Here is a 22483-nt window from a genome sequence, read left to right as displayed (position 1 = left end):
AAAAGAAATCAACTTTTCCGTGCAGCTTTTTTGGCTGCGCGCTCGGCTTTTAGCTGAGCTTCCTGCATTTGTCCTTTTTTCAGCCACACTGCCCATTGGTTTGGGGTTTCCAATGTAATTCGGCCTATCAGTCCATCGCGAAAATCGGTGAGCACACGCTCAGCTGCTTTCTGGTAATCAATGCGGCCACCGCTTAATAAGGCCCCGCGTTTTTTACCAATCCATTCTAGCCAATTATCATCACGCCAGTGCGGGCTTTCACTCAAATCTGCCTGATATCTCAGTTGCAGTAAAGAAAGGTAATGGCGGCGCAGATAATCCAGTAATTCAAGTGCCACTGTTTCCTCATCTAGTGCGTTGCGTCCCACTGCTCCACTAGCGGCCAAATTATAACCGGCTTCTTCGACAATGATTTTAGGCCACAGCATACCGGGGGTATCATACAACCAGAAATCATCTGCCAATATTAGCCGCTGCTCTGCCTTGGTGATACCTGGTTCATTGCCGGTTTTGGCACTGCGCTTACCCAGCATGCCATTAATCAATGTGGATTTGCCTACGTTAGGAATACCACAAATAAGCACTCTTAACGGACGGTCTAACCCATGGCGATTGGGTACTAGCGATCGGCACGCTGCAATGATTTTACTTGCTGCCTGTTTTTCTGATGCATCCAGTGCCAGTACATTGGTATGAGGCTGGGCGCGATAGTCGGTCAGCCATAGCTCAGTACGCTCTGGATCGGCTAAATCTTGTTTATTAAGTATTTTCAGTTTGGGTTTATCGGCAGCTAGCTTGGCCAGCAATGGATTGGCACTTGAAGCCGGTAAACGTGCATCCAGTACCTCAATGACCATATCCACACTTTTAATACGCTCGGCAATGGCTTTTTTGGCTTTATTCATGTGCCCGGGATACCATTGAATCGCCATAAACTGTCCTTGTCTGCTAAAAATCCATCACAGAAAACACACAGGCAGCCTGATTTCAGGCTGCCTGAATAATTCACTGTACTTATTATACCGTTTTTTCAGAATTTTTTCTCAATTCCAGCTGCCGATGCCGAACGATTACCGAATATGCATTAAGCTGCTGTGCGAGTGCCTGAACAATATATACAGAGCGATGCTGCCCACCGGTACAACCAATGCCGATATTAACATAGCTGCGGCTTTCCTTTTCCATTTCGGGCAACCAGCGGCATAAAAAACCGGATAAATCTGCAATCATTTCTGCCATGACCGGCTGGCGAGCAAAAAAATCCTTTACTGGTTCATCCAGTCCGGTGAAAGGACGCAAATCAAAATCGTAATAAGGATTGGGAAGAAACCGTACATCAAAGACAAAGTCCAGTCCTGCTGGTACTCCATATTTATAGCCAAAAGATTCTAGTACCACTCGCAGGGGAGCCACCGGCAGATTCAACCATTGCTGTATTTGACGGCGCAACTGGGGTACGTTGAGCAAAGAAGTATCAATTACATAAGCGAAACTTTGTAATGTAGACATATATTGCTGTTCGGCAGCGACACTTTCATTCAGTGTCTGGTGCTCTTTCGCCAGAGGATGGCTGCGGCGCGTTTCTGAAAAACGACGCAGCAAAACAGGTACCGATGAAGTTAAAAACAGCAGATCTACCTGATGCCCTAGCTGCCGCAATCTTTTTACTAGCTCTAACACTTCTGCTGGATTAAAGCGTGAGCGAATATCTACGCTTACACCCAATTGAGCTGTTTGGCTAGCGGCATAATGCTCAATCAGACCGGGTAATAGCTTAACTGGTAGATTATCCACACAGACAAAGCCAACATCTTCCAGCAAACGCAAAGCAATAGATTTTCCAGAACCGGATAATCCACTAATCAATATTATCCTCATGATTCACCGCATCCTCTTTCAGCATTGAATTATGACGATCCAAAAATTCCTTGGTACTGTCTTTACCTCTCATTTGTAAAATAAAATTACTTACTGCAGCTTCCACCAAAACGGCTAGATTGCGCCCTACGGCCACCGGTAGGGTTACACTACGTATAGAGACATTCAAAATGCTTTCAGTTTCACTTTTGATACTCAGACGGTCCATTCGTTGCATGTGGCTATCATCGGCAAGTGCAAGATTGATGATGAGCTGTAGCTGTTTTTTCGGGCGCACGGCGGTTTCACCGAAAATGGCACGGATATTGAGCACGCCTAGCCCACGCACTTCCAAAAAATCCTTCAGCATGGCAGGACAACGCCCTTCCAGTGTTTCCGGCCCAATGCGGTACAGCTCTACGGCATCATCTGCGACCAGACCATGGCCACGGGATATCAACTCCAGTGCCAGCTCGCTTTTTCCTAGTCCAGACTGGCCGGTAATAAGTACGCCGATTTCAAATACATCTAAAAAAACACCGTATTTAACAGTTGAGGCAGCCAGTACCCGTTGCAGATAGATGCGCAGCACATCCATCAGGAAGGGACTTTCTGTTTTCGATGTTAACAGTGGCACATTATGCGTATGACAATAATCACGCAACATATAAGGCACTGGTAAATCATTAGCCACAATGATCAAAGACATGGTAAGGTCGAATAATTCATTGAGGGTAGTTTTGATTTCTCCGGCCTCAATCTTATTCAAATACTCAACTTCGGCAATACCGATTACCTGTATCTGATTGGGATGGATAAAGTTCAAATGGCCGACAAGAGCCAATACCGGTTTATCAGCATCGATACTGATGCGGTTATCAGCGCCAGCGGTGCCGGCAGACCACGCCAATTTAAGCTTAGTCTGGTTATCATGATACAAACGCCGTACCGATATACTGGGCATAAAAGTCTGTCCTTATAGCTCTTCGGCAACAAGTATATCGCGCACACTTTCAGCACTGGTAGCAGACAAAAGTGCATTGCGAACTGATTTCTGGGAAAATTTTCCTGCCAGCTCTGATAATACATTCAGATGTTTAGTGGAAGCATTTTCCGGCACTAATAGCACAAACACCATGTTTACAGGTTGCTCATCCGGTGCATCAAAGGCAATGGGGGTTTGCAGCCGGAAAAACGCGCCTACAGTATCTTTTACGGTACCAGTTCGACCATGGGGAATAGCAACGCCTTTGCCTAAAGCTGTAGAACCCAGTTTTTCACGTGCAAACAGGCAGTTAAATACATCTTCTTGTGAAAGACCGGCCTGCTCGGATAATAGTTTTCCGGCTTCCTCAAACAATCTTTTTTTACTGCTAACATTTAAATCGAGAACCACGTGTGAAACCGGTAATATATCCCCAATTAAACTCATGCTCATTTTCTATTCCTATCAAATTGCTCATTGCAGCGGGTCTTAAACCCTTGAGCTACAGGATATGCAATTTCTTCCATTACTATTAATCAATTACCCAATTATATTATCTTCTAATCGCATAGACGGTTATGTATTAAGGATGGCCTAGCCAATAATGCAGCAATAGCCCTACAAACCAGATAAGTCCGATACGGTTGTTACGTAAAAACATAGCAAAGCATATTTTGCGGTCTCGTGTGCGAATATTCCGCCACTGTATATACTGTAAAACCAGCACCAGCGGCAAAGCAAGCCAGTACCATATACTGGCCTGAATCATCCCGCCAGTAATAATCATGAATATATCAAAGCCAAGATGGCACAACATCACTGCAGTGATATCATGCTGCCCGAAAGTGATAGCAGAAGTACGGATGCCAATTTTCAGGTCGTCCTCCTTATCTGCCATCGCGTAAATGGTATCGTAGGCCAGAGTCCATAATGTATTGGCTGCGAGTAATACCCATGCAATCATGGGTACCTGATTGCTCACTGCTGCAAAAGCCATTGGAATACCGAAAGAAAATGCGAGGCCAAGATATAGTTGAGGCAGCGGAAAAAAGCGCTTGGTAAAGGGATAAGTCATGGCCAAAAACAAAGCCGGTATACTCATCAACCAAGTAAGCCGATTAAGTGGCAACAGACACAGTGCAGCCAAAATACACAGCACCAGCGTAAGCAAAAGCGCTTCTTTTTTGCTCACTTTTTTCAAAGCAAACGGGCGTTGATTGGTACGGTCTACCGCACCATCAAAGTCGCGGTCGGCATAATCGTTGATCACACATCCTGCACTGCGCATTAAAAAAGTACCAATAGTAAATACCAATACCGTTAGCCAGTCTGGATGGCCATCACCTGCAATCCACAGTGCCCACCACGTGGGCCAGAGCAGCAATAATGTGCCGATAGGACGGTCTATACGCATTAACTGCATATAAACTTGCAGACGGTCCGCCAGCCGCCAGCATTGATTCTGCCGCAGTTTACCTTCTACAGAAAATCGATTCACGCCAGTTTAGTCTTCCAATGTTAATGCTTGATTAAAAAATACAAAGATAGCCCGAGTGACATTGCCAGACCATCTGGTTAGCTCTACTATCAAACTGAGAATGGAAACCAAACAATTGTAACATAAGCATAACAGTACACTGCACTCTGACACCATAATCCAAAGGAGTAAGAAATGGACTTAATTTTATGGCGCCATGCCGAAGCTGAGGATAACTGGGAGGATATGGCACGCAAACTCACTATTAAAGGCCAACTGCAAGCAAAGCTGAGCGCGCAATGGCTGCGTCAGCATCTGCCGGATAATCGTCAAATTTACTGTTCAGAAGCTGTCAGGTCTCAGCAAACTGCTCGTTATATGAAGCAGCCGTTTACAGTAAACAGATTATTCAATCCGGACTGCCACCCGCTTGATCTAGCCACGTTTCTGCAACAGCAGCCCCCTGCATCCACTCAGATATGGGTAGGGCATCAGCCATGGATTGGCCAGTTTTGTGCTTATCTTCTTAATGGCGTCTGGCTGCCACAACAATTCTGGTCGGTAAAAAAATCGGCTTTTTGGTGGTTTGATGTCCGTTTTTACCAGCAACGCCATCAAGCACGAGTAAAAGTGGTTTTGTCACCGTCAAATTTAAAATAAATCGTTTATTTAGAAAACACATTGCTATGAAGTTTTTTTCCAAAAGTGTGGTCAATCTGCATGGATGGGTTAATGAGCAGAGCTTTTTTGCCAAACTGTCCAGAAATGCTTTGCGTTTGGGCAAACCGGTGGTTATACAGCTGTACTCTTTATTTCTGCTACTTAAATCTCCACATACGCCTTTACGCAGTAAAATGTTGATTCTTGGTGCCTTACTTTACTTTCTGAGTCCAATAGACCTCATACCAGACTTTCTAGGGCCACTTGGTTTCACCGACGATATTGCCGTTATTGCTATGGTATGCAAACAACTACAAACTGCTCTCACACCAGCTTTGAAAGAACAGGCTCAAAACGCAATCAACCGTTTTTTTACCAACAAGGCTTAGAGCTGGTTTAAGCATTTTGCTGTGTATTAATGCTTTTGTGTCTGATATCTATGCAATAATTTATCCAGAAAAACATACAGTTTCTGATTCATGGGTACGTAATCATAGTCCAAAATTTCAGATGCAGGCTGTATATACGGATACTGTCCGGCATGCTGCAAATCAGCCTTTGAATGGGGAATTAATGATTCAATTGCTGCGCGGTTGAATTCAAGATGACACTGAAATCCGTATGCTATTGGCGCAAACCGGATAATCTGGCGTGGACAACCAGTACTATAAGCTAAAATCTGTGCCTGTGGGGGTAGTCCAGGCATATCTCCATGCCAGTGGCCCACAGTCAATTCCTGACCAAAATGTTCTATCATCTCATCGGCTAGACCTGCCGCTGTAAGCTGAATCGGAAAGTTACCGATTTCCTTATTTGGGCTGCTTTCTACCATACCGCCCAGCGCCTGTCCGATTAATTGTGCTCCCAAACAAATTCCCAGTACTGCTTTACCATTATCAATGGCTTGGCGGATAAGGTGCTGCTCAGCAGCACTGTCAAAATAGGCACAATCCTGTATTGTAGTTAGTGGTGACTGAGGGCCACCCATGATAATGAGCATATCAATGCCATCGGCAGATGTTGGCACTTTATCTCCCTGATAAATAGCAGATAACGAAATTGTATGCCCCCTACTTTGCGCCCATTCGAGGCATACTGCCGGTTGCTCAAAATTTTCGTGCACAATAATATGTATTCGCATTCTGTTCTCCTCCATATAAAATATAAATCAGCTAAATAATTATACTAAACTATACTAATATACTAGCTAAAACAAAAGCTGTGCATGATAAAGGCGAACATAATAGCGCCGTACTTTCTAAAGTACGGCGCTGATTTAAAGCTCAAACAAAATTAATTATTTGCTGGCTTTAAATTCTTCGTAATACTCGCAAGCCAGTTTATGCAGTGAAGCACCGATGGCTTTGTACTGGTATTCGTTCAGGTTGGCCAGAGATACACGACCAGACGGGTGACGTACCGCAAAGCCTTTACCAGGTAACAATACTACGCCGGATTCATCTGCAATTCTGAACAGCAGTTCATTTGGGTTTTTGGTTTTAACTACCCATTCAGCAAACTCGTTACCATACAACTGACGGGCAGTATCTTCCATATCCACCAGAGTATAGTAATCTACGCTGTTTTCGTTGAACTCGTGTTTGATACCCAGCTGTTTGTACATAGCGGCGCTGCGATTGCGAATCAGAGCCATCAATGCGTCTTTATACTGTTTCTTGGTATCCATCATTTCGGCCAGAGAGAACAGTACCATCTGTACCTGCTGCGGAGTAGACAGACCAGCAGTGTGGTTCAGCGCTACAGCACGGCTATCAGCTACCATACGGTCAATCAGTTTCAGTTTTTCTGGTTCCGGTGTAATAGACAAGTAACGTTCATGCAGAATTTTGCGTTCTTCTTCCGGCAGTTCTGCAATTTTCTTATCTAGTACATTTTCTTTGGCCATAGCAATTACGCCCAGACGCCAACCGGTTGCACCAAAGTATTTGGAGAAAGAGTAAACCAGAATGGTGTTGTACGGACACATGGTAAACAGAGACTCAAAGTTCTCAGCAAAAGTACCGTAAACGTCATCAGTCAAGATAATCAAATCAGGACGTTTTTTCACGATGTCCGCGATAATCTGGAGACTGCGGTCATCCATTTTCACTGAAGGTGGGTTGGACGGATTAACCAGATAGAATGCTTTGATAGAAGGATCTTCTAGTTTACGCAGTTCGCTTTCAGGATACTGCCAGTCCAGTTTCGGATCAGCATTGATTAATACTTCTTCCAGTTCGTAATCATTCAGTTCTGGAATTTCCAGATAAGGCGTGAAAATTGGGGCACCCAGAGCAATTTTGTCACCTTTACGAATCAGACCATTCTGTTTCAGCGAGCTGAAAATATAGGCCATAGCGGCGGTACCACCTTCAGTGGCAAATAAGTCGATATCATCGTTAGCCAGTGTTTTGGCACCCATTTCTTCAAGAACGTAGGTTTTAACGATTTCTTCAGACAAACGCAGCATGCGGTCTGGTACGGGATAGTTGCAGCCCAGAATGCCTTCAGTCATTTCCAGCAAGAACTGATGCTGATTGTAGCCAAGCTGGTCACGCACGTAAGACATGGCTTTACTCAGGAAGTCCACACCAGGTTTGTGGCGGTTGCGACGAATAAAATCGTCGAAGCGAGCCATCAAATCGTCTTTAAATGGCATTCCGCCGATATTCTGGTCTAAGAAAGAGAAAGAGATTTCAGACTCTTCAGTAGCAAACAGACCTAATTCAAAAAATGCATTACGAGGCAAAGTAGCCAGAAAGTTGGGGTTACCACGGCCAGCATTCAGCATCATGCGGTCGTTGCGGCTCTGTGCCAAATCAATCAAATGATTTTTCAATTCAAATGGGCTTAAATTAGCATATTTTTCAAAATCATGTTTTGAAGTCATAACATTTTCCTCAAGAAGTTAAAAGCACATATCAAACAAGAGCCACAATCAATGGACCTAACAGTGTCAGGAACACATTGGCTAATGCATATGTAACGGCAAATGGAGTAGTCGGAATGGCATTACCTGCTTTATCCAATACTTCACCAAATGCAGGATTGGCACTACGTGAACCAGCCAGCGCACCGGCAAAGATTGCAGCGTTGTCATAACGCAGCACATAGCGACCAAAGAAAATTGCAAGAATCATCGGAACTAGTGTTACCACAACACCAATCAAAAACAGGGTCAGGCCATGTTCTTTAATTGTGGTAATTGCCTGTAAACCAGACTGCAAACCTACTACAGACACAAATCCAGCCAGACCGAAATCTTTCATGAACTGGGAAGCAGCTACCGGCATATTGCCAAACGTCTGCTTGCGAGCACGTAACCAGCCGAAAAACAGACCAGACAACAGCGCACCGCCACCTGCACCAAGCGTAATCGGGATATTGCCTACACGTACAACTACCCAGCCAATAATGAGGCCAAGTACCACACCCAGACCGTGATAAGCCCAGTCAGTTTTACTGTTCACTGTAATTGGCGCACCAATAATATGAACAACACGATTAATATCACTGGTAGAACCATAGATGGTCATCACATCACCGAGTTTGAATTCGGTATCCGGTGTTACATCCAATTTTTCACCGTTGCGATGTAGGGCAATAAGATATATACCATGCTGAATTTCAAAATCGTGGTCACTGGAATGCACTTTGGAACGGATTTCAGCCATGGTTTTGTTGGCATAATCAGGGTTGCGGAAGACCACGTCTTTGGTATCCACAATCACTTCCAGACCCTGTTCAGAATCCAGCTCACGTCCAAACAACGTGCTAACAGCAGCCACTGCTTCACGGCGGCCTACAATCAGAATAATGTCGTCTTTTTTCAGCACTGTAGACGGTGTGCAATCAATTAAGTTACCGTGACGTTTGATGCGCTCAATGGTAATACCCAGATTGTCCAGCTCAATATCTTTAATGGATTTCTGAATGTCATTTTCCACTACATAGATACGACCTACCATCTGCGTAATCGCCATACCCTGATTACCTTCCAGTGCCATTGCACCTTTCAGCTGTTCAGCTTCAGCAGCTACCGCATCATCGCGAATATCACGACCCATGATTTTCGGCAGCAAGTTCATACAGATAATGATCGCGCCTAATGAACCAAAGATATAAGTCACCGCATAGCCAATGGCCACATTAGCCTGTAATTGCTGCAACTGATCAGCAGGCAGTCCCATATGTGTCAAGGCATCGGCAGCAGTACCCAAAATCGCTGACTGGGTTAAACCACCGGCAGCAAGGCCAGCAGCCAGACCTTTATCCAGGTGGAACAGGCGTGCCATAATCATCACTGTGATAAAACCAGTAATGGCAATGAACAAAGCCAAAAAGATTTCACGCAGGGTTTTTACACCTAGTGAACGGAAAAACTGGGGACCACTTTCATAACCCACAGCATAAATAAATAAAGTAAACAGCAATGCCTTAAGACCAGAATCAATGTGTACATTGAGCAAGCTTAAAACCACTGCCACCAGCAGAGAGCCAGCGACTCCGCCAAGCTGGAACTTACCAAAACGAATACTGCCCAGTAAGTAGCCCAGACTTAATGACAGAAACAGCAGAATAACCGGCGATTCCTGAATATTAGTCAAAACCCAATTCAACATATGTCTACCTTCTCCTGAAAGAACGAAGGCTAGTGTGCGCTTGTGTCCTTTTAATTTTTGTCTTAATTTCAATAGGTATGAAAATAATTGATAACTTTAGTATTTTGTTAATTTTTATTGCATAAAATTAAATCAAATAATCACATTTAACTACTATGTAATAGCAATTTCACACTTTCCAAAAAGCGAAATTAAAAGTGCACAACCACTGATTTATAAGCAAAAAGTTAAGAGATTGTTCAGATAAATTCATTCATAAATAAATATTATTATATTTTAATTATGCTTATTGAGTTTTAAATTAGAAATATTCAATAAATATGTATTACTACTCGCATTAAAATATTTCATTTCTTACTAAATATATTTAGCTAAAAAGCATAATAATTTATTAAGATATATAAATGTCATCTCAAATACAATTGATAATCTCTAACATATTGAAATGATAATAGGAATCTTAATTAACAACTCCTTTATTTTTGATTGATTCTGTAGCCAATTCACCACAAAAAAAGATTTTAAACTAAAAAAAATGCCATTAAAATTAACAAAAATTGCATATTAAAAAAATTTGGCTTAATAAATAGAAATTCATTTCAATTATATTCATAAATTTAACCAAAACCCCTTATTCGTTTTTCATACCTTCGTTTTGCCGATTTTTCTTATCAAAATCTGCTTTAATCAATGCATAAAATACAAATAAACAATTAAGAAATAACATTATTTTTATAAAGCCAGATCATTCATTGTTCTTTTTCAGTGGTTGCACATCAGCAAGTGCATTTATTTTTGGTGTATGGTGGCAAGATAAAACAAAAGCCTGAGAAAAATCTCAGGCTTTAATCAATAAAAATCAAATCCAGCATTTATTACATCTGCCGAACCTTATCTTTCTAAGCAAATACCTTGTTAGCGCAATATAGGTACAGCTTCAGTATTAATAAAATTGACCACACCACTTACTTGATTCTGCACATTATCAACTGCATCGGTACCGGTTGCATCTGTAGCAGACTCTTCATCTGTGTCTGACTGAGTAGCAGCAACATCATCTCCATATAAAGTAAATGGTTCAGGTGTCGAAGTATCAGGTTCTACCCCAATATCCTTAATCAGACGCTGATATTCTGAAGATTGAGCCAGTAATAGTTTGGCCGCCTTACGCAGATTATTGACTTCACTATGTGCTAGATAAAACGTTGTCGGTATATGAATAACTTTATCCCTCAGCGGTGATGGCGGCATATCCAACAAATTCACACTCACATAATATACCTGTGGTGTACCCTCACTGCGGCTCTCGTTCCACCAATCCACATATTTTTGAAACTGATGCTGCGTATCTTCTGAATATTTTTCAATCGGTATACTTGTAAGTGCACGCACAACTTCAGCTGTACCTGGAACACTAGCACTACTATCTATGGAATTTTTGCGCTGAGTTTGTGCATTGACATTAATAATAATGATTTTATGAATCTTCGCCGACTCAAGCCGGTCATATAAAGTTTTATTACTATAAAGCTCCGTGGCATCCAGCAGACTGCGCAAACCCAGATTATCGGTCAGCCCACCATCCAATAAGTGAATATATGGCCGCTTCTGGCTATCTTGATACTGCTTCAAATTGGCACGGTATACGGCTCTAGTCTGCGCTCGGAATGAAGTCGTCCCAGTAGCATCAACATTATTACTATCAACTAAGTTATCCGGTAAATGATAGTGGCAGTTGCCACCATTATTATTTAAAGTTACCGGAGCAAAGACGAGCGGTACTGCACTGGATGCAGCCACCGCGCGCGCAATCGGCAAATCGGTCAGGTCCAAACAAAGTAAATCAAAATATTCTTGGGTAAAATCCAGACGGCTGCCCAGACTCATATCAGTAGCACTAATCACTACAAACGGCCCTTGCCGCTTATTATTTAAATCAGCATAAGTTGCCCCGTGATATAAGTGTAAATCCAGCTGCTCCTGCAATAAATCTCCACGGCCAAATTCTGGTGAACCCAGCCTTGACCAGTTTGCCATCGAGAATAACTGTCCAATAAGCATTTTCTGTAAATTCAAATTGAGAAAATTCTGCTCGAATTTTGGAATGGTTTCCGATCCATGCAGCCCGAAATAAGTAGCCAGGATAGAACCACCGGAAATCCCATACACCACATCTACCGTATCCAAGAGGCTTTTAGGCCGGCCATCTATTTTGACCTGTTGTTTTTTCAGCGATTCAAGCACGCCATAGCCGAAAGCAGCCGCACGAGTCCCCCCACCGGACAGCATGACAATTCCGATTACATCATCTTTCTTATCCGCTTTATTATTAAGTAGAGCGCGTTGCAAACGATAGCCGTCTGGATTCTTACTAACATCATCTATTACAGCTACAGGCTGATAACGCAGAGTAGAACAAGCTGCCAGCCCGAATAATGCCATCAACATCAGCACTTGTCGCATCAGTGATCGATTAAAACATAGCTGCATGCATGGCTCCCGAAGCAGAAAATATAGATATTAAACAAGATTCTTACAGAAATCATACGTCGCATTAGCGAGTAAACTAATAGTGCGACATCTTCAACACTTAATTTCGAATATACAGCATTTGCATTTCAGCACAATGCTCATTCCTCCTCACTGCTTTGCCAGCCTCCTCCCAGTGCCTTATATAAATTCACTAGATTACGTGCCTCTTCCAGCCTTACCTGCACTTGCTTGTCAGCAATATTCTCGGCATTCAGGCGTGCACGCAAACTGCGATCGAGCGTCATATCGCCAAAGCGAAACAACTTTTCAGCGGCGCCAGCCTGACTGGTTGCCTGAGTTTGTGCCTGATGTATCAACTTCGTCTGCTGATACAGACTAAACTGCATCTGATAGGCATTATCCACTTCAGCTAAAGCTTGAAGAATTAGATGATCATATTCAGCAATTGCAGCCTGTAGCTGAGCGTCTGCTCTTTCGATATTGTGTTTAATCCGTCCGGCAGTAAATACCGGAATCGTCATACTGGCGTCTAATAACCCGCCTGTATTTTTTAAATATGAAGTATTACTATTTAAATGTATTTGTCCTGTCTGCCATAAAAAATTCAGGCTGAAGCGTGGCAACCTATCAGCTTTAGCACTGGCTAGACCAGCACTCATTGCTTTCACCATATTTTCCTGAGTGCGAATATCTGGTCGACGTGTAATCACGTCTAGAGGCAGTTGTCCGGCCGGCGCAGCGGGAAGTTGCTGCAAAATATCCACTGGTGCAGCTGCAATGACAAAACCTTGCGGTTCCTGACCTGTTAAAACCGCTATATTGCGCTGATACACTTCAGTCTGAGCCTGATAAGTAGCAATCTGCGCCTGCATCGAAGACAACTTGGCGGCCACTTCTCTCACATCATAAGCCGTCGCCTGCCCAGCACGGAAACGACCTTGTGTATAGCGCTGCAACTGTTTCAGCGTCGCCACACTGTGTTCGCCTATTTTTGCCCGCTGCTGCATGGCTCGCATTTTCAGATAATTCTCTGCAATCTCACTGCTAAGCATCATTTGCGCACCATGCCAACGCTCAGTCGCGCTTAGGCTTAGATATCGCATTTCATCAGCGTCACTGCGTTTCTGTCCAAACACGTCAGGTTCCCAACTGGTGGTGAAACCTGCCTGCACACTATTGCCATGCAAACGAGAGCGATTGGCACCCAGAGGCGATCCTGCAGCCTGCAAATAATCACGAGTATTGCCAATCAAAGGCAAATTCAGATCTTTCAGAGTATTGTCACCATTATATCGATGCAGGCCGCCACTACTTTCTACTCCAGCTTGTGGGCGCAAATCCGCTTCAGCCATGGCTGCACTGGCTCGCGCTGCAAGCATATTGTCTTTCATGCTAGCCAGATTACGATTGTCTTTCAAACCGATTTCTATCAGGTCGTTTAATACCGGATCAGGCCAGCTCTGCCACCAGCGGCTGATATCTGCTGTTCCCCGTGCTGCAGCATTCTGCTCAAACTGTTGCGGAATACCCACTGTAGACCTCACCTTTATATCGGTACGGCTACAGCCTGCCAGTAAACCCAAAGCGAGTACTACTGCCAACCACGTTTTATTCATTTCCATTTGTCCTGAATCTACGACATCTACATTAAGAATGCTGCGCCAGCATGCCGCGAAAACGTGACAGTGCCAAGGCCAGAAACAGCACGCCCATAATGGACATCATCATAATTTTCGGCCATACGGTCATCAGCCCAGCATTGCGAAACAACACATCCTGACTAAACTGAGTAAATTGTGTTTCAGGCGACAACCACGTTATATACTGAAAAAAAGCCGGCATACTTTCCAAAGGTGATTCCGAACCAGAAAGCAACCGCATCACCACATATATCGGCAAACACAGCAAGCCAAATTGCGGCATCGTCGGCGCCAGCGTGGCAAACCAAATACCCAGTGAAGCCACCGAAAATAGATAAATAAACATACCCAGACTAAACAACGACACCGAGCCGTTAATCGGAATATGCAGCCATCCTTCAATCACCAGCCACAGCGACAACAGCGAAGCCACCGAAATCACAGCACCATTAGCAAAAATCTTCGCCATAACAATTTCACTAGGACGTACCGGCATCACCAATAACTGCTCAATCGTGCCGTGTTCGCGCTCACGAATAACCGCTGCCCCTACCAGAATAATTGCCAACAAAGTTAAGTTCGATACCACATTCATTGTTGCAATAAACCACGCCGATTCGCCATTGGGATTAAATTGGACATTCATCACTGGTGTGACCGGTGAAAAAGTAGCGGCCGACTGTTGCCGTAAAAAAGAACGCGTTTGCGCATCAATAATCTGACTTAAATAATTAAAGCCAATACCAGCCTGAGTTACCGACGTTGCATCAGCCAGAACCTGAATAGTAGGCGATCTGCCAGCCACCACATCACGCTCAAAATTAGCCGGAATATCGAGAACAAAAACATAGTCGCCTTTATCCATTGCCGCATCAATATCTTCGCGTCTTACTTCTACCGGCGGCTTAAAATAAGGTTCCAGCAGCGCATCCCGAATCCGGTACGATAACACACTGTGATCTGCATCCATCACCGCTACAGAAGCATGGCGCACCTCAGTAGAAATACTGGTAGCAACTGTATAAATAGCCACGGACAGCACCACCACCATCAACGCAATCAGCACCACATCGCTTAGCAGACTTTTCAGCTCCTTGACACTCAGTACCCAGACATTTTTAAACCATTGCAGCATCTACACCTCCTGCTTTTTCAACAAGCAGCCGGCCAGAAACACATACGCCAGACAAAATGCCAGCAAAACAAGATAGTAGTTAATGAAATCCAGAAAACCCAATCCTTTAGTAAAACCACCAAGACTAATTAGCTGATACCATGCCGTGGGGAAACTCCAGCCCAGCCAGTAATTAATACCGGTGAGCGTAGACAACGGATAGAGCAAGCCAGAGAAATTAAGCGCCGGAATCAACGACAGAATGGCCGAACCAAAAATTGCCGCCACCTGAGACTTCACAAAGCTAGAAATAAGCAAACCAAAAGCTGTGGCTGCACAAATCAGCGCCAGCGCTCCCACACTCATGGCTAAAAAACTGCCACGTACTGGTACACCAAGCACCACCACCGCCAGCCACACTAGAATCAAATAGCTAATAAAAGAAACCACTACATAGGGAATCTGCTTGCCAATCAGAAACTGCCGTACCGAAGCCGGCGAAGTGTATAAATTGGTAATCGAACCAATTTCTCGCTCCCGCACCACACCCAGCGCCGTCATCATCACCGGTATTAGCATCATCGCCATCATAATCATACCGGGTGTAATTGCAAAAATGCTTTTAAAATCCTGATTATAAACATAACGAGGCGCAACCTGTGCTGCCGGTTTAAGCGAAATAGGTAAACCCGTCTGTGCCCATTCCGCCGCTGCATAGCGTTCCAGGATCATGAGAATAAAGCTTTTAATGTTTTCTGCCATAAACGGCATCGTGCCATCAACATAAAAACCAACTTCCGGCTTATCTCCGCGCAGTAAGTCACGGCCAAAATGTGGCGGTATATCAATAACCAGACGTGCCTTAGATACCTTCAATGTTTCATCAATTTCATTTGCACTGTGCAGCGTGCCGGTAAAAGTAAAATAACGCGAACCACGGAAATATTCGACTAAAGCACGGCTTTCCACCGTCTGGTCACGGTCCATTACCGCAAATTTCACATGTTCCACATCAAAGGATACAGACCATGCTGCCATCATCATCAGCACCACCGGTCCAAACAAGGCAAAAAATAGACGAATTTTGTCTCGCATCAGCTCTTTGCCTTCACGTACTGCAAACGTCCATACCGTCCGAAACCAGTAAGAAACACTGTCCGCATTCATAGCCTTCCCAGCCACAGCTGGCGCCATTGCAGTTTGCTGCTGTTCCTTCTTTTCTGCATCTACCTTAGGAACGCTATTCTTTGTTTTGTCTACCGCTTCCTGTAAATAATCAATAAAAGCAGTTTCCAGATCATCTGTTTGTTTATTGGCACACAACTCATGTGGCGTACCAATTGCCAGCACCCGCCCCTGATGCATAAACGATATGCGGTCACAGCGTTGCGCTTCATTCATAAAGTGGGTAGATACAAAAATTGTGGTGCGATTCTGGCGTGATAAATCCAGTAGATGATGCCAGAACATATCTCTGGCCACAGGATCCACACCAGATGTAGGCTCATCCAGTATCAGAACTTGTGGATGATGCAAACAGGCAGCAGCCAGTTGCAAACGTTGACGAATGCCTAAAGGCAATTCACTCGGTTGCGTATCAGCAAATTCCTGTAAATCAAACTGCTGCAACGATTCCTGTATTGCCGATTCAATTTGATTTGTATCCATTTCATACAGCTTGGCAGAGAGCACAAGATTTTGCCGCACCGTCAATTCTTCATACAAAGAAAACGACTGCGACATGTAACCAATCTTCATGCGCGTCGTCATATCATTAGCATCAACAGTTTTACCCAGCAGCTTAGCACTACCAGAACTGGCATCCAGCAAGCCGGTAAGCATTTTCATCGTAGTTGATTTGCCGCAGCCATTAGAGCCTAAAAAACCGAAAATTTCGCCCCGTTCAATAGTAAAACTTACATTATTAACTGCTACAAAATCGCCAAATCGCTTAGTTAATTCCTTAGCCTCAATTGCCGGAGGTGAATTTTTGTCTGGTACAAACGGCGTCAGCTCCAAACTGCCACCTTTATTTTGCTTTGCCTCAGGCAACATTTTCACATACGCCTGTTCCAGCGTATCCGTATGCGTATCCTCCAGCACCTGCTGTGTAGGAGCATTAACAATCAGACGACCATCGTCCATAGCCAGCAGATATTCAAAGCGTTTGGCCTCGTCAAAATAGGCGGTAGCGACAATTACAGTCATATCCGGGTTTTCTACCCGTAATTCATCAATTAGTTGCCAAAACTGCCGCCGCGACAACGGGTCCACACCAGTAGTCGGCTCATCCAGAATCAGCAGTTCCGGATTATGTACCAACGCACAACACAGACTCAGCTTTTGCTTCATCCCGCCGGAAAGCTTACCAGCTGGTCGTTCGGCAAACGGAGCCAATCTGGTTGCCTGTAACAAACGAGCAATCCGCTGCTTGCGCTCCTCACCACGCAAACCAAATAGCCGCGCATGAAAATCCACATTTTCATTCACTGATAAAGTTGGATACAGATTTTGTCCCAGACCCTGTGGCATAAAGGCAATCCGGTGACTTAGCAATTGGCGGCTGTGTTTCAACGCCATACTTTCACCAAAAACCAGCACATCACCTTGCTGGATAATCTTTACACCAGCTATCAAAGACAGCAAAGTAGATTTACCTACCCCGTCTGGTCCAATCAGCCCCACCGTTGCGCAGCGGCGGATTTGCAAAGATACATCGCGCAATGCCACCGTCTGCCGATACTGATGTGACACATGGCGTAAATCAACTGCCCAATCTTCCTCTGTATCAGCCTGCTCTCTGGCAGTTTTCTCCATTTCAGGCACCCTTGGCTGCTGGTTTTAAATTAGGTAATTTAACCTGCCACTGCTGCGGCCAAGCTTTATTGTTATCAAAACGGATATAGCCATTACCCGTTAATCCACCCTTGAGCAAACCGCTGTACCGCAACGCCACCTGTGCCGGAATTTTCAGTTTTACCTTATACATCAGCTTCTGCCGCTCATTCAGCGTTTCCACAAATTTCGGCGTAAACTGCGCATTAGAATCAATAAAATCCACTTTAGCTGGCCATACTGCATCCATTCCATCCAGCACAATCCTTGCCTCATCACCGAGTTTCAGCTTACCAATCGTATCGGTAGGCAAATATACCGACAAAGTTACATCAGTCGGGTCAAGCAAAGAAACAACCTTATTCCCCTCACCCAGCACATTGCCCGCTTCAGCAATCCGGTACTCCACTCGACCTGCTTTCGGTGCCCGAATCAGCATATCGTTATTAGCAGAAAATGTCGCATCAATCTGTGCCTGTGCCTGATTCACTGCCGCAAGCGCCTCAGCACGTGCTGCCTGCGCCGATTTTACCTTGGCAATTGCCGCATCTCGTTCCGCCAGACGTCGGCGTAATTCAGGTGCAGACACCAATTCATCCGATTTAAGCTGGCGCGCATTGTCCAGATCCATCTGCGCCACTTTATGAGCTTGTTGCTGGGCAGCAATTTCCGCCTCAGCCTTAGATACATTTTCCAGCGCACGTTGTTTATCTGCGCGCGCGGCCGCCAGCTTACTACTAGTCTGATCAGAAGACAGTTCAGCCAAAACCTGATTTTTGGCTACCACATCCCCCTCATCCACCTTCATTTCAATTACTCGTCCAGAATAAAGTGTCGCCACATCCAGCCGTTTTAACTCCATGCGTCCGTTTCCGCCTGCAAAACCATCCGGTAAAGACACATGACTGCGAATATTTATCCAAACCGCCACACCTACCAGAACCAATACCACCAACACAAACAACAGCCTTCTTGTTTTCATTTATCTGTCCCTGAATGAACTGTTTTTTATTGGCCTCACATCATGAAACCCACCAGAATTTCATCACGCAAGTTAACATATAAAATATACACACTTTTCATTAATAACAATAGTTTACTATCACTGTTGTAGTGTTACCATAACCTGTTTCTGGCACAGAATCGTCCACATAGACAGTGTTCGCACCAGCCAGCTACTTGCCAGCCTGCTTTTTTTTACTGACAATCAAAGCACCCTTCATAAGGACAACCAACATGATTATAGTAATGCAGCGTCAGGCTACCGAAACACAGATTAACAGCGTCATCAGCTACATCCGTGAGCGCGGATTGCACGAGCATATTTCGCGCGGAGAAGAGCGCACTATTATTGGCGCAGTTGGCGACGAAAGAGTGTTTGAACCACGCGAACTGGAAGCACTAGCCGGAGTAGAAAAAGCCATGCGCGTACTTCAGGATTGGCGCATCATCAGCCGCGAGACCAAAGCCGAAGACACCGTCATTACCGTACGCGGACAGCAGCTTGGCGGCAACCATCATCAATTGGTAGCCAGCGTAACCAACACACAATTGCCCGAAAACATCAACATATTCATCGATCCCTTTTTTCAAGCGGCCTCACCCTATACCCCACCATCTCAACCGCGAACCAATATGCAGCAACAGATAGCCATTGCCCATCAAGCAGGTAAATCAGTATGGCTACGCATCAGAGACGTGCGCCAGCTCGAACCAGCCTTACAAGCAGAGGCCGACATCATTTACCTGGGCGGCGAACTTATGTCTAACCGTACCCTACTCAACGAAGTGGGATGCCTAAATATCCCTGTCGTATTGTGTAAAGACAAACATCATCAAGTCGATGACTGGCTTATAGCTGCTGAGCACATCGCCTTAAAAGGTAACCACCACCTTATGCTTGGAGAAGCAGGCACCCTCAGCCTTGAGCGCAATGCCCCTTACCGCCTTGACGTAGAAGCCATTGTTAAAGCCAGAAAAATTACCCATCTACCCATCGTTGCCAACATTTCACATCTCGCCCATGCCTACATGGACTCCACCACACTTATGCAGATAGCACAGGCGGCAGGAGCTCACATCATCATTTATTAACTGGACAATAAGTCTAAAATTGAAAATTTTACAAAAACAAATTATTTCTTTAAATTTGGACAAATTAATTCAGAAAATTCATAAAATTTGTCCAAATAAAGCATAAAAATGCACAAAACTAAAAAATTAAAGCATAAAATAAAATTTTAACCTTAAAATAGGAGTAAATTTCACAAAAATAGCACTTGCTTAACATCAATACCTGCTTTATCGTAAACACTCATTTAGCTAACCCAAACCTGCTCATCCGACTACCGGACGCAGAACCAACAGTTCATCACAATAAGTGCGTTCGCGTACCCCAAATCGCTGTTCGCATTTATTAAATCTTACCGGATTGCAGATGCATTGGTTACGTGTCAGTCGGACAGCCAGAACATAAGAGGTTGATATGCAACTTTCAGGTGCACAAATACTCGTGCAGAGTCTCAAAGCCGAGAATGTAGAATATGTTTTCGGATATCCCGGCGGAGCAGTTCTCGAAATATACGACGCCATCTTTCAATTAAAAAAATTTCGCCATATCCTTGTCAGACACGAACAGGCTGCCGTACATGCAGCTGATGCCTACTCACGTGCCAGCAACGGTGAAAAAATAGGCGTCGCACTGGTTACTTCCGGCCCGGGAGCCACCAATGCCATCACCGGTATCGCCACCGCCAATTCCGACTCTGTTCCACTCGTGGTCATTTCCGGTCAGGTAGGCACACCTGCCATTGGTTCCGATGCTTTTCAGGAAGTAGACACCATCGGCATCTCCCGCCCCTGTGTCAAACATAACTTTTTAGTTACCCATATTGGCGAACTAGCTGAAACCATTAAAAAAGCCTTTCAGATTGCCCGCACAGGCCGCCCAGGCGTAGTCGTGATTGATGTGCCCAAAGATGTAACACAGGCAATGGCCAAATTCAGCTATCCACAAGAAGACATCAACATCCGCTCCTATCAGCCCGTAACCCATGGGCACACCGGCCAGATTAAAAAAGCTGCACAAGTACTGGCCGCAGCCAAACGCCCAATAGTACTGTTCGGCGGTGGCGTGGTTTTAGGCAATGCCAGCAACGTACTCACTGATTTCATTCAGTCTACCGGTACCCCCTGTGTTGCCACCTTGATGGGGCTGGGTGCATTTCCCAGTACCAACCGCCAGTTTCTCGGTATGGTAGGTATGCATGGCAGCTATGAAGGCAATTTAGCATTACAAAACGCCGATGTTGTACTAGCCGTTGGGGCACGCTTTGACGATCGCGTTATCTCCGTACCGGACAAATTCACCGATGATGGCAAAAAAATTATCCACATCGATATCGACCCCTCCAGCATCGCCAAACGCGTAAAAGTAGATGTACCGATTGTTGGCGATGTTAAAAACGTATTAGCAGATTTGCTTGCCCTGTGGCAGAAACAAAATCTGGCATTCAGCAACAACGCTCTGGAAAAATGGTGGAAATCCATTGAAAACTGGCGCAGTCACAACAGCCTGTGGTTTGAAAGCGCAGATGAATACATCAAACCACAGCAAGTCATCCAGACACTAGCCAAAATCACAGGTAACAACGCCCTCATCACCTCCGACGTTGGCCAGCATCAGATGTTTACTGCACAGTACTATCCGTTTCAACGTCCCCGTCAATGGCTCAATTCAGGCGGACTAGGTACCATGGGTGTAGGACTGCCTTATGCCATGGGTGCCAAACTGGCGCGGCCGGAAGAAGATGTATTCTGCATCACTGGTGAAGGTTCCATACAAATGAATATTCAAGAACTTTCCACCTGCTACCAATACCGTCTGCCCATTAAGGTCATCAACCTCAACAATGGCTTTCTCGGCATGGTGCGCCAGTGGCAGGAGCTCTACTACGAAAACCGTTACTCCGAAACCTACATGGATTCACTGCCAGATTTTGTCAAACTAGCGGAAGCGTACGGACACGTCGGAATTCGGGTTGAAAAACCTGCGGATATAGAAGGTGCACTGAAAGAAGCTATTGCTCTGAAAGACCGTCTAGTATTTATGGACTTCATTACTGACCGCACCCAAAATGTCTACCCAATGGTGGGTAACGGCAAAGGTCTGGATGAGATGGTGCTGCCACCACATATGGATAAAATCAAAGCTACAGCTGCCAACGAGCGCGAGCAGAATAGCCGGAGCGCATCATGAGACACATCTTATCTATTCTGATGGAAAATCAATCTGGTGCGATGAGCCGTATAGTCGGCCTATTTTCAGCCCGTGCCTACAACATCGATTCCTTATCTGTTTCCCCAACAGAAGATAGAACCTTATCTCGCATGACCATCGTTACCAGTGGCAGCGACAACGTCATGGAGCAAATAACCAAACAGCTCAACAAACTGATTGAGGTTATCAAAGTAATCGATTTAAACGACAGCCAATATGTAGAACGTGAACTCATGCTGGTCAAACTACGTGCCACCGGCAAAGACCGCGATGAAATCCTGCGCCTAGCTGATATTTTCCGCGGCCACATCATCGACGTGACCGACAAAACCTATACAGTAGAAATCACCGGTACCAGCAACAAGCTCGATGCCTTTCTAGACACTGTAGGCAAAACACTGATTCTAGAAACTGTCCGTACCGGAGCTGCCGGCATTGGCCGCGGTGAACGCATGCTACGCATTTAAGCACAAACTTTAACACCTTCGGCCGCATCAGGCCGAAACATGAACATAACCAAG

General features: G+C 44.8%; 18 protein-coding genes. 5 read left to right on the top strand and 13 right to left on the bottom strand.

Going from position 1 to position 22483, the window contains the following annotated elements; genetic code table 11:
• Positions 1–8: 8 nt before the first annotated feature.
• The 5 genes from ylqF to ubiA form a co-directional block, all read right to left on the bottom strand.
• Entirely contained in the window at positions 9–932 is a 924-nt protein-coding gene (gene ylqF, locus J3U64_RS00350; RefSeq protein WP_267407918.1) for a ribosome biogenesis GTPase YlqF, read from the bottom strand.
• An 85-nt stretch (positions 933–1017) separates the two neighbouring features.
• A complete protein-coding gene (gene rapZ / locus J3U64_RS00345; RefSeq protein WP_267407917.1) occupies positions 1018–1878 on the bottom strand; it encodes an RNase adapter RapZ in 861 nt (286 codons plus the stop codon).
• Positions 1859–2821, bottom strand: coding sequence for an HPr(Ser) kinase/phosphatase (hprK, locus tag J3U64_RS00340; RefSeq protein WP_267390412.1), 963 nt, complete (start codon positions 2819–2821; stop codon positions 1859–1861). Before hprK ends, rapZ begins: the two co-directional genes overlap by 20 nt.
• A gap of 12 nt (positions 2822–2833) precedes the next feature.
• A complete protein-coding gene (gene ptsN, locus J3U64_RS00335; protein ID WP_267390489.1) occupies positions 2834–3289 on the bottom strand; it encodes a PTS IIA-like nitrogen regulatory protein PtsN in 456 nt (151 codons plus the stop codon).
• Positions 3290–3425: 136 nt separating this feature from the next.
• Complete coding sequence (ubiA, locus tag J3U64_RS00330; RefSeq protein ID WP_267408357.1) at positions 3426–4265, bottom strand: 4-hydroxybenzoate octaprenyltransferase; 840 nt, start codon at positions 4263–4265, stop codon at positions 3426–3428.
• A 249-nt stretch (positions 4266–4514) separates the two neighbouring features.
• Between ubiA and J3U64_RS00325 the strand changes: the two genes are divergently transcribed.
• Together J3U64_RS00325 and J3U64_RS00320 are read left to right on the top strand one after the other, a co-directional pair.
• Entirely contained in the window at positions 4515–4979 is a 465-nt protein-coding gene (locus J3U64_RS00325) for a SixA phosphatase family protein (protein ID WP_267407916.1), read from the top strand.
• A 26-nt stretch (positions 4980–5005) separates the two neighbouring features.
• Positions 5006–5368: a YkvA family protein gene (locus tag J3U64_RS00320; RefSeq protein WP_267403469.1), complete on the top strand. Its 363-nt coding sequence runs from the start codon at positions 5006–5008 to the stop codon at positions 5366–5368.
• Positions 5369–5394: 26 nt separating this feature from the next.
• Here the strand turns inward: J3U64_RS00320 and J3U64_RS00315 are convergent, their stop codons facing one another.
• The 8 genes from J3U64_RS00315 to J3U64_RS00280 all read right to left on the bottom strand — a co-directional run bounded on the left by J3U64_RS00315 (position 5395) and on the right by J3U64_RS00280 (position 18665).
• Complete coding sequence (locus J3U64_RS00315; protein ID WP_267407915.1) at positions 5395–6120, bottom strand: glutamine amidotransferase-related protein; 726 nt, start codon at positions 6118–6120, stop codon at positions 5395–5397.
• Positions 6121–6276: 156 nt separating this feature from the next.
• On the bottom strand, positions 6277–7869 hold the full coding sequence (locus J3U64_RS00310; RefSeq protein ID WP_100140570.1) for a bifunctional aspartate transaminase/aspartate 4-decarboxylase: 1593 nt from the start codon (positions 7867–7869) through the stop codon (positions 6277–6279).
• 31 nt (positions 7870–7900) lie between these two features.
• Positions 7901–9601 carry an aspartate-alanine antiporter gene (gene aspT, locus J3U64_RS00305; protein WP_100140569.1) on the bottom strand — a complete coding sequence of 567 codons (1701 nt, stop codon included), beginning with the start codon at positions 9599–9601 and terminating at the stop codon, positions 7901–7903.
• Positions 9602–10516: 915 nt separating this feature from the next.
• Positions 10517–12091: a patatin-like phospholipase family protein gene (locus J3U64_RS00300; protein ID WP_267407914.1), complete on the bottom strand. Its 1575-nt coding sequence runs from the start codon at positions 12089–12091 to the stop codon at positions 10517–10519.
• A 140-nt stretch (positions 12092–12231) separates the two neighbouring features.
• Positions 12232–13710 carry an efflux transporter outer membrane subunit gene (locus tag J3U64_RS00295; RefSeq protein ID WP_267407913.1) on the bottom strand — a complete coding sequence of 493 codons (1479 nt, stop codon included), beginning with the start codon at positions 13708–13710 and terminating at the stop codon, positions 12232–12234.
• Positions 13711–13741: 31 nt separating this feature from the next.
• Entirely contained in the window at positions 13742–14869 is a 1128-nt protein-coding gene (locus J3U64_RS00290; protein ID WP_100152656.1) for an ABC transporter permease, read from the bottom strand.
• Positions 14870–17665 (bottom strand): ribosome-associated ATPase/putative transporter RbbA, encoded by a 2796-nt coding sequence (gene rbbA, locus J3U64_RS00285; RefSeq protein WP_267407912.1) that lies wholly within the window; start codon positions 17663–17665, stop codon positions 14870–14872.
• Between the two features lies 1 nt (position 17666).
• Entirely contained in the window at positions 17667–18665 is a 999-nt protein-coding gene (locus J3U64_RS00280) for an HlyD family secretion protein (protein ID WP_267407911.1), read from the bottom strand.
• 254 nt (positions 18666–18919) lie between these two features.
• Here J3U64_RS00280 and J3U64_RS00275 point away from each other — a divergent pair, with 254 nt between their 5' ends.
• From J3U64_RS00275 to ilvN, 3 genes are all read left to right on the top strand, one after another.
• Positions 18920–19777 carry a chorismate mutase gene (locus J3U64_RS00275; RefSeq protein WP_267407910.1) on the top strand — a complete coding sequence of 286 codons (858 nt, stop codon included), beginning with the start codon at positions 18920–18922 and terminating at the stop codon, positions 19775–19777.
• A gap of 391 nt (positions 19778–20168) precedes the next feature.
• Positions 20169–21941, top strand: a complete 1773-nt coding sequence (gene ilvB, locus J3U64_RS00270; protein ID WP_100152660.1) for a biosynthetic-type acetolactate synthase large subunit — start codon at positions 20169–20171, stop codon at positions 21939–21941.
• The gene (gene ilvN, locus J3U64_RS00265; RefSeq protein WP_100140561.1) at positions 21938–22429 is read left to right on the top strand and encodes an acetolactate synthase small subunit; all 492 of its coding nucleotides are present in this window, start codon (positions 21938–21940) and stop codon (positions 22427–22429) included. Before ilvB ends, ilvN begins: the two co-directional genes overlap by 4 nt.
• Positions 22430–22483 lie beyond the last annotated feature (54 nt).

It is taken from the genome of Snodgrassella sp. B3800 (assembly GCF_026535865.1).
In the GTDB taxonomy this organism is placed as follows: domain Bacteria; phylum Pseudomonadota; class Gammaproteobacteria; order Burkholderiales; family Neisseriaceae; genus Snodgrassella; species Snodgrassella alvi_E.
This window is presented reverse-complemented; position numbering and strand designations above follow the sequence as displayed.